The sequence below is a fragment of the Marinobacter sp. SS13-12 genome (assembly GCF_030227115.1).
GTDB lineage: Bacteria > Pseudomonadota > Gammaproteobacteria > Pseudomonadales > Oleiphilaceae > Marinobacter.
In genome coordinates this window covers 255,254-268,818 of the sequence record NZ_JASSUA010000002.1, presented here as the reverse complement: position 1 = coordinate 268,818, position 13,565 = coordinate 255,254, and the positions used below count along the sequence as shown (strand labels likewise).

The 13,565-nt window shown below is 57.0% G+C and carries 9 protein-coding genes; 3 read left to right on the top strand and 6 right to left on the bottom strand.

All coding sequences use genetic code 11. The features are described 5' to 3' along the window. Nucleotides 1–7 precede the first annotated feature (7 nt). Entirely contained in the window at nucleotides 8–199 is a 192-nt protein-coding gene (locus QPL94_RS14195) for a CPXCG motif-containing cysteine-rich protein (RefSeq protein WP_285358240.1), read from the bottom strand. Between the two features lie 5 nt (nucleotides 200–204). Next, nucleotides 205–1,431 carry a pyridoxal phosphate-dependent aminotransferase gene (locus QPL94_RS14190; RefSeq protein WP_285358239.1) on the bottom strand — a complete coding sequence of 409 codons (1,227 nt, stop codon included), beginning with the start codon at nucleotides 1,429–1,431 and terminating at the stop codon, nucleotides 205–207. Nucleotides 1,432–1,688: 257 nt separating this feature from the next. Between QPL94_RS14190 and QPL94_RS14185 the strand changes: the two genes are divergently transcribed. After that, nucleotides 1,689–2,669, top strand: a complete 981-nt coding sequence (locus QPL94_RS14185) for a D-2-hydroxyacid dehydrogenase (RefSeq protein ID WP_285358238.1) — start codon at nucleotides 1,689–1,691, stop codon at nucleotides 2,667–2,669. A gap of 149 nt (nucleotides 2,670–2,818) precedes the next feature. On the opposite strand, the gene QPL94_RS14180 is transcribed toward QPL94_RS14185, so the two are convergent. The 4 genes from QPL94_RS14180 to QPL94_RS14165 all read right to left on the bottom strand — a co-directional run bounded on the left by QPL94_RS14180 (nucleotide 2,819) and on the right by QPL94_RS14165 (nucleotide 8,878). Then, a complete protein-coding gene (locus QPL94_RS14180; RefSeq protein ID WP_285358237.1) occupies nucleotides 2,819–3,484 on the bottom strand; it encodes a response regulator in 666 nt (221 codons plus the stop codon). A 44-nt stretch (nucleotides 3,485–3,528) separates the two neighbouring features. After that, a complete protein-coding gene (gene acs, locus QPL94_RS14175) occupies nucleotides 3,529–5,475 on the bottom strand; it encodes an acetate--CoA ligase (protein ID WP_285358236.1) in 1,947 nt (648 codons plus the stop codon). A gap of 282 nt (nucleotides 5,476–5,757) precedes the next feature. Then, nucleotides 5,758–7,296, bottom strand: a complete 1,539-nt coding sequence (locus QPL94_RS14170; protein WP_285358234.1) for a fatty acyl-CoA reductase — start codon at nucleotides 7,294–7,296, stop codon at nucleotides 5,758–5,760. 238 nt (nucleotides 7,297–7,534) lie between these two features. Further along, nucleotides 7,535–8,878 (bottom strand): MinD/ParA family ATP-binding protein, encoded by a 1,344-nt coding sequence (locus QPL94_RS14165; RefSeq protein ID WP_285358232.1) that lies wholly within the window; start codon nucleotides 8,876–8,878, stop codon nucleotides 7,535–7,537. A 317-nt stretch (nucleotides 8,879–9,195) separates the two neighbouring features. On the opposite strand from QPL94_RS14165, the gene QPL94_RS14160 reads away from it, so the two are divergent. Beyond that, on the top strand, nucleotides 9,196–11,175 hold the full coding sequence (locus QPL94_RS14160; protein WP_285358230.1) for an HDOD domain-containing protein: 1,980 nt from the start codon (nucleotides 9,196–9,198) through the stop codon (nucleotides 11,173–11,175). A 22-nt stretch (nucleotides 11,176–11,197) separates the two neighbouring features. Further along, nucleotides 11,198–13,372, top strand: a complete 2,175-nt coding sequence (locus QPL94_RS14155) for an EAL domain-containing response regulator (protein ID WP_285358229.1) — start codon at nucleotides 11,198–11,200, stop codon at nucleotides 13,370–13,372. The last annotated feature ends 193 nt before the right edge of the window (nucleotides 13,373–13,565 follow it).

Here is a 13,565-nt window from a genome sequence, read left to right as displayed (position 1 = left end):
AATCTCCTTATTCGTTCTCGGCCCGGACATCCACCGTTGGTGTCAGATTCTCGTCCAGGACCACATGAACCACGATGGGCTGGCAGCACACCTGGCAATCCTCTACGTACTCCTGATCAGCCACTGAAGGGTCGACGCTGATGTCCAGCGTCTCCCAGCAGTAGGGGCATTGGATGAGCACCGAGTCCAGGGCTGACATGGCGGTCAGAACTGCTGTTTCGCCATCCAGGGGATAATCCTGTCGAACGCCTCCTCCAGCTTCTCACAGGTGGTCGAGAAGCTGATACGGACGGCGTTGGTGCAGGCTTCACCGAATGCATCACCGGGAACCAGGCAGACGCCGGTTTCCTTGAGCATCCGCAGTGCCAGATCAGATCCGTCCACATGGGGTGGCAGATCCGGGAAGGCAAAGAAGGCACCTCCAGGCTTGTAACCGGTCATGTAGGGAGTCTGGTCGATCAGCTCTACCACCTTGTCCCGGCGCTCACGGTAGATGTCCACCATGTTCCTGACGCACTGCTGGTCGCCTGTCAGGGCGGCCACACCGGCAAACTGTGAGGGCGTGTTTGCCACCGACGTGGTGAACATGTGGAACCGGCGGAGGGATTTGATGGCAGCCTGGCTTGCAATCACCCAGCCTACCCGCAGCCCTGCCATACTGTAGGTCTTGGAGAAACTGCTGATGCACATGATGTTATCCAGGTCCATCGAGCAGTTGAGTACGCTGGCGAAGTCATCATCGTCGAAAATCAGATGATCGTAGACCTCATCCGCGTATACCTGAATACCACGGTAGGCACACTCTTCAAGAATGGTCTCTATGGTGCTGCGGGGGTAAACAGCCCCCGTGGGGTTATTCGGATTGTTGAGGATCAGGGCAAACGTACGAGACCCCATGGCCCTGATGACTTCATCGGGATCCAGTTGGTGATCGTTTTCAGCGCGGGTGGGAACGAATTTCACCTCACCGCCGTTCATGCGAATCAGGGGCGCATAAAGCAGGAAGGAAGGATCCGTCACAATGAACTGACGCCCGGGAGCGGACGTGGCCGAAATCGCCAGGTACATGGCCTCGGTGGCGCCACTGGTGATCAGGATATTGTCCCGCGTCAGCTTGCGATCGTAGCGGGCCCCGTAATAATCGCGCAGTGCTACCAGTAGCTCAGGTAGCCCTGCATCCATGGTGTAGCCTGTCTGCCCGGCGTTAAGGGCATCGATATAGGCATCGATAACATGCTTGGGTGTTGGCAGATCCGGCTGACCGATAGAAAGATGAATGACATCCTTCATGGTGGCCGCCATATTCACCATGCGACGAATGCCCGGCACCGGAACCGCCTGCATCGCAGGGTTCCAACTGGCCTTGTTCTTCCGGTATTTCACTTTACGCGGTTTGGTCTGGCCGGTTTCTTTATTGGCGGCTTCTGCCATAAAACACCTCCTGAAACGGGGCAAAAAATAGATACCCCTGCAGGTTAGCCAGTAAACAGGGGGCGTACAAGACATTAAACAGAAAGATTCAACAGATAAACTGAAAGGCTGCCAGCGCCGTCATTACAGGGTCTACGACCTTTATCCTATAACGGCTCAGGTTGACCAGCCCACAGTCAGATACCAGACTGTAAGCCTGACATCCGGACTGTCGATTCCCGCGACCGGACGCGGACAAACAGCATGGCGGAGGACAGATGACCCAACACAGCAAACCGGTTGTGACCGTTCTGACAGCACCCGGAGAGAAAGAACCTCCCGGCATGGATGCACTGAGGGCACGGGCAGAGGTTCGCTTTGCCTCTGACGAGCCTACCCTGCGAGATACCCTGCCGGGCACCGACGTGATGATGGTGACGGACTTCCGCACTGAGGCACTGGCTGCCGCCTGGCCGTCGGCGGACAAGCTGAAGTGGATTCACGCCACCAGTGCCGGTGTGGATGCGTTGATGTTTCCTGATCTGATCAAAGGCGATGTCATCGTTACCAACGCCCGGGGCATTTTTGACAGAACCATTGCCGAATACGTGCTGTGTACCATCCTGATGTTCGCCAAGGATTTCCCTCGCTCACTGAAGCTCCAGTCCGAACACAAATGGCAGCACCGGGATACCGAGAGAGCCGAAGGCAAGCAGGTGCTCATCGTTGGCGCCGGCTCCATTGGCGGCCAGATCGCCCGGCTGTGCAAGGCGGCCGGCCTGAAGCCCCACGGCGTTGCTCGCAAGCCTCGCCATGACGACCCTGATTTCATTGCAGTACACGGCAATGACGATCTGACCGAACAACTGGGCCTGGCGGATTTTGTCGTGATCGCCGCCCCGCTCACCCCACAGACCGAAGGCCTGTTCGACGAGAAAGCATTCAAGGCCATGCGCACATCTGCCCGCCTGATCAACATCGGCCGTGGCCCGGTGGTGAAAACCGACGACCTGATTACCGCCCTGAACAACGGCGATATCGCCGGCGCTGCCCTGGACGTTTTCGAGGAAGAGCCCCTGCCGGCGGATCATCCGCTATGGGACATGGAGAACGTGATTATGACCGCGCACATGTCCGGGGATTTCATTGGCTGGAAACGGGCGTTGACGGACCAGTTTCTTGAGAACCTGGACCGGTGGCACAAGGGCCAGGAATTGTTCAATTTTGTGGACAAGAAGTTGGGGTATGCGAGTAAGTGAGTGGGTTGGAGTACGACGGTAATTGAGGTGTCGGATTACGCCTTCGGCTAATCCGACCTACATGAGACGCAGGCCCGGAACGAAGGTCGGATTAGGCGAAGCCGTAATCCGACAAAACCAAACCTCCTTCAATAAAACCTTCAAACCAATCAGCTACCCGACAACGACGTATCCGAAGGATCAATCTCCATCTGCTGAATCGCGATCACCGCCTGGGTCCGGTTACGAACCCCCAGTTTCCGGAACACCGCCGTAATATGCGCCTTGATGGTGGCCTCCGACACATCCAGATCGTACGCAATCTGTTTGTTCAGAAGCCCCTCGGCCAGCATACCCAGCACCCGGAACTGTTGCGGTGTCAGTGACGCCAGCTTCTCGGAAAAATCCGTCATGTCCGAATGCATGCGCTCGATCTTGTCCGCCACACCTTCCGGCAGCCAGACGTCCCCTTCCAGGACTGCCTGAATCGCCTCGGTAATGGTCGGCAATGGCGCGGACTTCGGAATGAAGCCCGACGCCCCGTAGTCGATCGAGCGGCGCATTACCTGCATCTCTTCCGATCCTGACACCACCACCACCGGCAACCCCGGATACTGCCCGCGCATGAACACGAGCCCGGAGAAGCCATGGGCGCCCGGCATGTTCAGATCCAGCAACACCAGATCCGCATCCGGGTGCGACTCCACCGCCGCCTGCAGCGCCTTGATGCTGTCCACTTCCACTGTTCTGGCATCAGGTACCGCCTGATTGACCGCCTGCTTCAGAGCTGCTCGAAACAGCGGGTGATCATCGGCGACGATAATGGTTTGTGTCATTCAACAGATTCCTCACAGGTGCATAGCCTGATCACAGACAGGCCTTACTTGTTCGCACGACCGCTGATCAGGTCATCCACCACACCCGGATCCGCCAGCGTGGAAGTATCGCCCAACTGGTCGTGCTCGTTAGATGCAATCTTACGCAAAATCCGACGCATAATCTTGCCAGAACGGGTTTTTGGCAGTCCCGGTGCCCACTGGATCACGTCCGGAGATGCGATTGGACCAATCTCCTTACGCACCCACTGTACCAGCTCCTTCTTGAGCTCGTCGGAAGGTTCCTCACCGTGAACCAGGGTGACATAGACATAGATGCCCTGCCCCTTGATTTCGTGCGGATAGCCTACCACCGCGGCCTCGGCAACCTTGTCGTGGGATACCAGGGCACTCTCGACCTCGGCGGTACCCAGACGGTGGCCAGACACGTTCAACACGTCGTCCACGCGGCCGGTAATCCAGTAATAACCGTCTTCGTCACGGCGGGCACCGTCACCGGTAAAGTACATGCCCTTGTAGGTGCTGAAGTAGGTTTGCTTGAAGCGCTCATGGTCACCATAGATGGTGCGCATCTGGCCGGGCCAGCTGTCAAGGATAACCAGGTTACCCTCAGTCTTGCCTTCCAGGATGTTGCCATCGTTGTCCACCAGCGCAGGCTTAACGCCGAAGAACGGCACTGTGGCCGACCCTGGCTTCAGGTCGATAGCGCCGGGCAGCGGCGAAATCAGGATGCCGCCGGTTTCTGTCTGCCACCAGGTGTCGACAATCGGGCACTTGCTGTTACCGATAACGCGGTGGTACCACTCCCAGGCTTCGGGATTGATCGGTTCACCCACGGAGCCCAACAGGCGCAGACTTTCGCGGGTAGTGCCGTCCATGCAGGACTCGCCTTCCGCCATCAGGGCGCGGATGGCGGTGGGCGCGGTGTAGAGGATATTCACCTTGTGCTTGTCCACCACCTGACCCATGCGGGAGGTGTCCGGGTAGTTGGGCACACCCTCGAACAGCACGGTGGTTGCACCGTTAGCCAGCGGGCCATACAGAATATAGCTATGGCCGGTGACCCAGCCGAAGTCTGCTGTACACCAGTAAACGTCGCCGTCGTGGTAATCGAACACGTATTCGTGGGTCATGGAGGTGAAGACCATGTAACCACCCGTGGTATGCAGCACGCCTTTCGGAGCGCCGGTGGAGCCTGAGGTGTAGAGCATGAACAGCGGATCTTCCGCGTTCATTGGCTCGGCAGGACAATCCGTAGACGCGCCCTTCATCAGCTCTTCATAGCTCTGGTCACGGCCATCTTTCCAGGGCACATCGCCACCGGTGCGCTTGACCACAATTACCTTGTCGACGTCAGCACCGGCTTCATTATTGAGTGCCGCGTCCACATTCTTCTTCAGCGGAATCTTGCGGCCACCGCGAACGCCTTCATCAGCGGTTACGACAAAGCGGGATTTGCCGTTGGCAATGCGGGCGCCGAGTGCTTCCGGCGAGAAACCACCGAAGACAACAGAGTGGATCGCACCGATACGGGCACAAGCCAGCATGGCAACACCGGTTTCCACGATCATGGGCATGTAAATGGTGACCACATCGCCTTTCTTGACGCCCTGATCTTTCAGGACGTTGGCGAACTTGCAGGTTTCTTCGTACAGTTCGCGGTAGGTCACATTACGGGAATTGGCGGGGTCATCACCTTCGAAAACAATCGCTGTCTGGTCACCGCGCTTTTCCAGGTGACGGTCGAGGCAGTTGGCGGCCGCATTCAGCTGGCCGTCTTCAAACCACTTGATGGAGAGGTTGTCGTAATCGTACGTGGTGTTTTTCACCTTGGAGTACGGCTTGATCCAGTCAAGGCGTTTGCCGTGTTCGGCCCAGAAGGTTTCCGGGTCGTCTACCGACTGGCGATACATTTTCTCGTACTGATCCCGGTTCAGCAGGGCCCTTTTGGCCACATCCGGGCTTACCGGATAAACCTGTTTATCAGTCATTGTGCTCCCCCTTTAGTTAGAGTCTGTTGTCATTATCGGTTTTGTAATGTAGAGCGTGCGGGCAAAAAAGCCCTGAAGACGGATACCCATAGTTCAACATGCGTGCCAGTGAACAATGAATTAGACTAACGTCCTAATGCGCCAGCACTTTTAGCCAGAATGACGACTTCACAAGGGGTGACGCTGTTGTTCAGGAACCTGCCATAAAGGATAGACCCACTGGCAGAAACAACAAGTGAAAAGCGGATCCCCGGGAGGCGGGGATCCGACATCCTGCAGGTTTTACGCTGCTTTCTTTCGGGGCTGGGCGGCGCGCAGGCTATACAGCTTGCGTTCATTGAGGGCGTAACGATTGAGCCCGCCCAGGTGAATCTTGCGCAGGTAGAGTTGCCAATCAATCTGGCGAGCATCCACCGGAAACAACACCCGGTCCAGTTCGCCCATACGGGAGGCCAGCGCTATCAGTCCATCGTTGCGGAAAACATAATCCGGCGCCGTGTAAAACCCGAAGATGGTGGCCAACGACCGGGTCGTATCCAGGTTTTTCAGAACTTTCAGCTCCCGGTTCTGGCCCGCCAGCCTCAGCGCCTTGCCGGCGATGGACAACGGCAGTCGCATACCACCCACCACCACATCGAACAGTTTGCGGTTTACGGCAATAAAAGGCTTGGTGGGCTGGCGATAGAACAACTGTTCATAGTCAGCGTAGTTGGACTTCGCCTCGGCCATCAGGTGGTCAATGAACTTACCCAGTGAAATCGGATTGGAACTGCCGCTGCAACACTGGTAAATCCGTCGCTGGGCCGGCTCTGTCATCGCTTCAGCCAGGGACAGGATGATGCTGTTGGCAACCAGGTCCACCGGAATCACATCAATGATGCCACTGCGTTTGCCGGGGAACAGCGACACCTTGCCTCGGGCATAAGCCAGAATAATGGCATCGGCAACCTTCACACCCTCAATCCAGCCAGGCGAAGGCTCTTCCAGGGCGCTCTCGATAATGGATGGGCGTACGATGGTCAGTGACCGGCCTGACAGCGCCTTCATCAGCAACTGCTCGCCAAGCCACTTGGTAAAGGTATAGGTATCGCTCCAGCCGTAAATGTTGGCTTCGCGAATCCCCAGGTCCACCAGTTTCTTTTCAAGCAGTTTGCCGGAATAACGGGAGCGAACATCGGCAATCTTGTCCTGCAGCAGATGCACCAGCTCATCAATTTCATAGTAACCATCGGTACTGCGGGGAATGGCATCGCCGGCAGGCTTGATAACGGATTCGGTCACCGGCCCGGAGTTCTTGCCATTCACGTAACAGGTGGATACCTGGATCACGGCCATCTTACTGTTCAGCCTTGCCAGGGCCGCCACATTCTCCAGGCACAGGGTGTTGATTTTCAGCGCCTTATCGAGTTCTTCCCGGAAGTTGACGCTGGCCGCGGAATTGATAAAGGCATCGACCTGGCCGGCAAGCGCCTGGAAGCGGTCCGGCGTCAGGCCGAATCGGGGCTCCGTGACCTCACCGGTAATGCAGTGAACGCGGTCTTCCAGAAAATTCTCGAAGGCTTCGTTATCGTCTTGCCGGAGACGTTCGAATACCGACGAACTGGCAATCTCGTTGTTAAAACGCTCCCGGGCTACTGGGTAGCGCTTGTTGCCCCGTATAAGAAGGTGTATGCCGCCGATATCGGGTACCGCACGGATCAGCTTTTCCAGCACTACCTTACCGAGAAATCCTGTAGTACCGGTGACAAGCACGTGTTTGCCGCGAAGCTGTTCAAGAACGCCGGACGCCGACGTTCCGGTCTGTAGGTGCTGTTTTTCCATGGCGTGAACTCCTTCTCGTAGTCACTGTGCAGCCAATAAGTGCAGTTGGTTTCAGATTAAAAATAACGGTTTCCTGACCACTGCATATTGCGGGCCACGATTCCGGGGAATAAGGTCAATATTTGCACAGACGCCATTACAGTGCGGTGACACACTGCAAAGTTACGCTACAAAGAACGTAAAAAAAATGACAATAATATAAGGTGATTTCCTGGAATAAAGAAGAGACAAAAAACAGTCAGGATCCGTTCCTGTCAGTATCCGCCAGGGACCGTAACAACTGATCCAGGGAAATATCGGAAGGCTGCTCCTTGAGCGCTCTCACCAGCCGGCTCTGGTCGCCAAAGCTGATACGGTCATAGTAGGGCTCACGCCCCCTTCCGGGCCCGCCCTGCTGCGCCCTGTTCTTGACTGAGTCGTGCTGAATGGAATCGCGCTGGACAGAGTCCGGATCAATCTGGCTGGCTACGTGGTGAAGGTGGGTGGCCAGATGGGCCCGCTGATCCTTGCCAAGCCGTTCCCAGTCGAGAGCGGCCAGGCCTGTCTGGAGGATTTCGATCGTGTCTGCATCCATAGTGCGCCCCAGCAGTGCAAAAAAGCCATTGAACGCTTCATAACGCAGCAAGGCCGCATCATTGCTATTGGTCAGCACTTTGCCAATATCGGCGATCAGTCGCTTACATTCCGCCGCTGGATCCACTGGCTGGCCGGGGTCACTATTAAGAGTGGCCGGAGCAGATTCCCCCGGTGCCGTCGATACCCGGTGCCAGTAGGCTGCAATCCCGGCCTTTCGCGGGGGAAGCTGGCGTAACCGCACATTCAGCATGTCGGAGAGCGTACGAAACTGGCGACAGGACGGGTCCGAAGGCGGCATCAGAGCCACCGGGCGCTGGTTCAGTACAGACTGGCGCAGCGTTTCATCCCGCCAGACAGCCCCCAGGTAATGCAACGACACCCCCAGATGGCGTTGAGCGGCAGCGTCCAGGCGCTGAAAAACGGACCTTGCCTGGCTGGCGCCCTGAGCCATATTGACCAACACACTGGGCGTCCTTCGATAGCCACGGCGAATCAGCAACTTGATCAGCGAAAACGCATCCGTCAACGAAGCGGGATCGGGCGTGACCACCAGGCAGGCCAGCTCTGCAGCAGCAATCATGTGCATGCCTGTCTTCTGCAAGCCGGATGCGGTGTCGGTTATCACGTAATCGTAATCTTTCTCCAGCCGGGAGAGCGCCCTGAGAACACGCAGGCTTTCATCCGCAGCCATCTCCACACACTGCTCCACTCCGGACGCACCAGGAATGATATGTAGCCCCCACTCTGCCTCCATAATGACATCGCGAAGGCCACACTCCCCGGCCATCACATTGGCCAGGGTCCGCGTCGGATACCGCCCCAGCATAATGCTGACATTGGCAAGGTCAGTGTCACCGTCCAGCAGCAGAACCCTGTATCCCTCACGGGCGAGGGTAAGAGAAAGGTTGAGTGCGACGGATGTTTTACCCACACCTCCCTTGCCACCGGTAATCGCCAGTGTTCTGGGTTGGCTCTGGTGCTGCCTGGCTGTGAGGGAGTCCATCATGAATTCTTATAAGGCGCCGTCTGACCCGCTGACTGGCACAATTTCGGGGAATTTTGTGCACTGCGTCAAAGTGTAACCCGGACAGTGCTCTAACTGTAGCCAAAAACGTGCTATCTGATCGCGCAAAATGAACGCATCGACTACATTATATCTGTAAAAAGTTTACACACATCACAAGGCGGGTAATACTCTGCCCAAAAAAGGACCAATAACTGTTTAATATAGTCAGCTTATTGTCTAAGCTCAGATCCGATGTTTTTTCATGAACAAACTGTCAGAATCTAACGACTAATCAGGTATTGCACACAGGCAGGCTTATGCAGATTGCCCCTGACATACAGTTACCAAGTCTCCCGGAGGTTACCCTCAGGGCGCTGGAGGCCTGTCATCAGGACGAGAGCTACCGCAGGATTAGTGACATTGTTTCTGCCGACACTGCGCTGGTGTCACGGGTGCTGGCGCTCGCCAACTCGGCGCTTTACGGCGCCGTCGCCGAAATTCGCTGCATAGACCAGGCCCTGTTGCGACTCGGAACGCGCCGCTTTCACACCCTGGTACTGACTGCCGCGCTGCGACAGATCCTGTATGAACTCGGGGCAGACCAGTGGCAGCAACTCAGGGATTTCTGGCGACACTCACTGACAACAGCCCTGACGGCCCGTGCTCTGGCAACGCTGACACGCTACCCCGAACCCGACCAGGCTTTCATGCTCGGCATGCTTCACAACGTGGGCGAATTGATTGCTCTCAAGACGCCGCCGGGAGATACGCAACAGTATTATTTCGACCATCAGGCCGACATCGCTGCGGAGCTGGTCAGCTCCTGGGGCCTTGGCCCCATGGCCGCCGACGCCATGCGCTACCAGCAGGCCATGCCCACAGAGATCCGCGACGCGGGCCACCTGGTCAAACTGATCAGCCTTGCCACAAGGCTGGCGCAGTCCGATGCCGCGGGTATCGCCGCCGCCGGCACCATTTTCGGACTGAACGAAGAACTGACGCGGGAAATCAACCGGCGCATTGACCAGGAAGTCAGTGGCGTGGCCGAGTCCCTTGGTATACCGTTGTCCGATGAATACGATGCCAGCCACTCCAACCACAAACTCAAGCAGACAATACTGAAACAGGCCATGGCCAACCAGGCCCTGGACCTGTCGCCGATACGCGGCAGCGCTCAGGAGTACCTGGCCGCAACGGTCAACAGCCTGACGCTGATCACCGGCCTGCCGGCACTGTATTTTGGCCAGGCCGGTGATGGCCTGACCCTGCTGTCTGCCAGCAACGGCGACATCCCCGATCTCACGGTTGCCAGCGGGCCAGCCACCAGTGTGCTGACCGAAGCTTTCACCAGTGGCGTTGCCCTTTGCCTGGACGACCGTTCGCCGACGGTGCTGGACCGGCAATTGCTGTCCCTGCTGAAGACCCCCTCACTGGTGGCCATTCCCGTTAATGGTGACGAAGACTGCGTCGGGGTCTTTGCCGTAGGTACCGATAACGATAATTCCGGGCAGACCGAAGAACTGGGACAACTGTTCAGCGAAAAGCTGTCGCAAGCGGTGGCTACCCTGTTGGCCGACAGTGACGATAACCAGCAAAGCATCGACGCTGAGCTGACCCGCGACGCTATCCGCCGCCAGGTTCACGAAGTCAGCAATCCGCTGACCATCATCCGGCAGTATATTTATCAGTTGAGAAACCGGCTTGACGATGACGAGGTTCAGGAGGAGCTGGATGTTATCCGGGATGAACTGGACCGTGCCGGCGATCTTCTACTGCAGATCAGCCGCACCCCGGGCTATGACTCTCCGGAGATGCCCGCGGCCTGTAATCTGAACGATGAACTGCGAACACTACGGGACCTGCTGGAAGACAGTCTTTTCAGCGGCGACGAAAAAACATTGACCCTGGATCTTTGCGACGAACCGACCGATGTTTCAGTTCCGCGCGCGGTGATCCGGCAAGTGGTGATCAACCTGGTCCGCAATGCAGCCGAGAGCCTGTCCGAGGGTGGCGACGTATCTATCCACACCCTGGCTCCTGTCTGGCAAAGCGGAAAAACCTGGGTTGAACTGGAGATAGCGGATACAGGCAAAGGAATTCCTGCCGACATCCGCAACACCCTGTTTTCTCCGGTTCGATCCACCAAAGGCAAGGGCCACAGCGGCCTCGGCCTGAGCGTGGTAAAACAACTCATTGATGACATGGAGGGCATCATTAATTGCCGCACAGGGCGTGGAGGGACAGCATTCCGAATACTGTTCCCCTCGGCGGCAAATAACAAAAACGATGACGAATGACGAAAAGCGACGGGCGTAAATAATGAAACCTTCGAGCACCGAATGGACCACCGGCAACGGCGCAAAGGCACGTATTCTTGTCGTCGATGACGACCCGAGACTGCTATCCGGCCTGGCATCACTGCTCAAGGGCAAGGGGTATGACGTCACCGAGGCAGAAGGCGGCCGCATGGCTTACCGGATTCTCGAGACTGAATCCTTTGATCTGGCGATGCTGGATCTGCGCATGCCTGATGTGGATGGATTCGATGTCATGGAGCGGCTGTCATCAGAACAGCCAGACTGTGGTGTGATCGTTGTCAGCGGGGAAAGCTCGTTCAGTTCCGTCAGTCGGGCCCTGCGCAGGGGTGCACTGGACTACATCCGCAAGCCTTTTGACCCGGAAGAACTGCTGACGACTGTAAACAGCGTTCTGGGCAAGCGCTCGCTGATGCGCGCCCATGAACACATACGCATGCGCCTGGAGAAGTCGGAAGAACTTCACCGTTACATCGTCAACAGTTCCCCCGACATTGTGTTCATGCTCGATGGCGACGGCCATTTCTGCTTTGTGAACAGCAAGATTGAAAGCCTGCTGGGCTACCAGCCCACCGAGCTCTGTGGCCGGCACTTTCGCCACATACTGGACGACCGGGACATTGCCAGGGGCACCTATGCCCTCAAGGGCCCCAATATTTCCGCGGACAACCCCCGCACCCTGGAAGTACGCCTGAAAACCCGGGGCAGCCGCAAGGCCAACCGGCATTTTGAAATCACCGCCTTCCCCATCGACCCGGAAACCTGGCCCCACTCCAACGACGAAGATGGCAAGTATGCCAGCCGGGAAGCCCGTTATTACGGCACCGCGCGCGATGTTACCGAGCGCAAGGAAGCAGAAGCCTTTATCAACTTCCAGGCCTATCACGATCTGCTGACCCGACTGCCCAACCGTGCCCTGTTCAAGGACCGGCTTGATCTGGCGATTACCCATGCCCGCCGCAGTGAACAGAAACTGGCGGTGATGTTTCTCGACCTGGACCGCTTCAAGGTCATTAACGACACCCTGGGCCACGCCATGGGCGACCGCCTGCTGCAGGCGGTGACCCAGAGGCTGGAACGCTGCCTGCGCAAGGGCGACACCCTGTCCCGCTTTGGCGGGGATGAATTCACCCTCCTGCTACCATCGATCCACAGCCATGAAGATGCCCGGCAGATTTCCAAGAAACTGATCAAGGCCCTGCGAGCGCCATTCCAGCTGGGTGATCACGAGGTGTTTGTTGGCGTGAGTATCGGCATCGCCATCTATCCGGAAGCGGGTGAGTCGATGGACCACCTGATCCAGAATGCCGACATCGCCATGTACCATGTCAAAGCCCGAGGAAAGGACGGGTATCGTTTCTACTCCGAGAGCATGAGCATTGATACCGCCAACCGCCTGAACCTGGAGCGGGACCTGAGGCTGGCGCTTGAGAGAGACGAGCTGCGGGTGTTCTACCAGCCCCAGGTTTGCTCCACCAGCAACCGGATAGTGGGTCTGGAAGCACTTGTACGCTGGCAGCATCCCGAGCGTGGCTTGCTTTACCCACGTGACTTCCTGCCCCTGGCGGAAGAAACCAAACTGATCGCCAAACTCAGCGAATGCGTACTGGACCGGGCCTGTCGCGATGTCGGCCAATGGATCCGTGATGGCCACAGCGACCTGCGGCTGGCTGTGAACCTGTCACCGGTGCAGGTGGAACATCCACGCTTTGTTGAGACTCTGATGGAGCAGATCCACGCCCATGGGTTTCCACCGGAAAACCTGGAAATCGAAATCACTGAAAACGTGATCATGAACGATCTTGAGCAGATCAGTCAGAAACTCCGTGAATTGGCTGCATTAGGCGTCAGGATCGCGATTGATGATTTCGGCACCGGCTACTCCTCCCTGAACTACATCCACCGCCTGCCCATCCACACCCTGAAAGTGGACCAGTCCTTCGTCAAGGCCATTCGCAGTGGCGAGGACGGCGCCTGCATCGTCAATGCGATCGTTGCCATGGCCCATGGCCTGAAGCTGGAAATCGTCGCAGAAGGCGTGGAAACCGACGAACAACTGGCCTACCTCAAAAGCCTTGGCTGCCACCAGGTTCAGGGCTTCTTCTATGGCCCGGCGCGGCCGGCCGATGTCATCGAGAAAACCCTCGGCCACATTCCTGCCCGCGCCGTCGCATTCTGACCTGCCGAAATAACCGATACTCCATTGTCGGACACTCTGATCTAAAATGTTGATCTGGTTTGCAAAGTGTTGCTGTTCGTTACTTTATGTATCCGAAAATGCGCATCACTGCACATAATTCCCCCATCGGCTTCTCTAAGCTCAAATCCATCAGGTGCTTCCATCGAATTCACCACACGGTGAACCAACCATT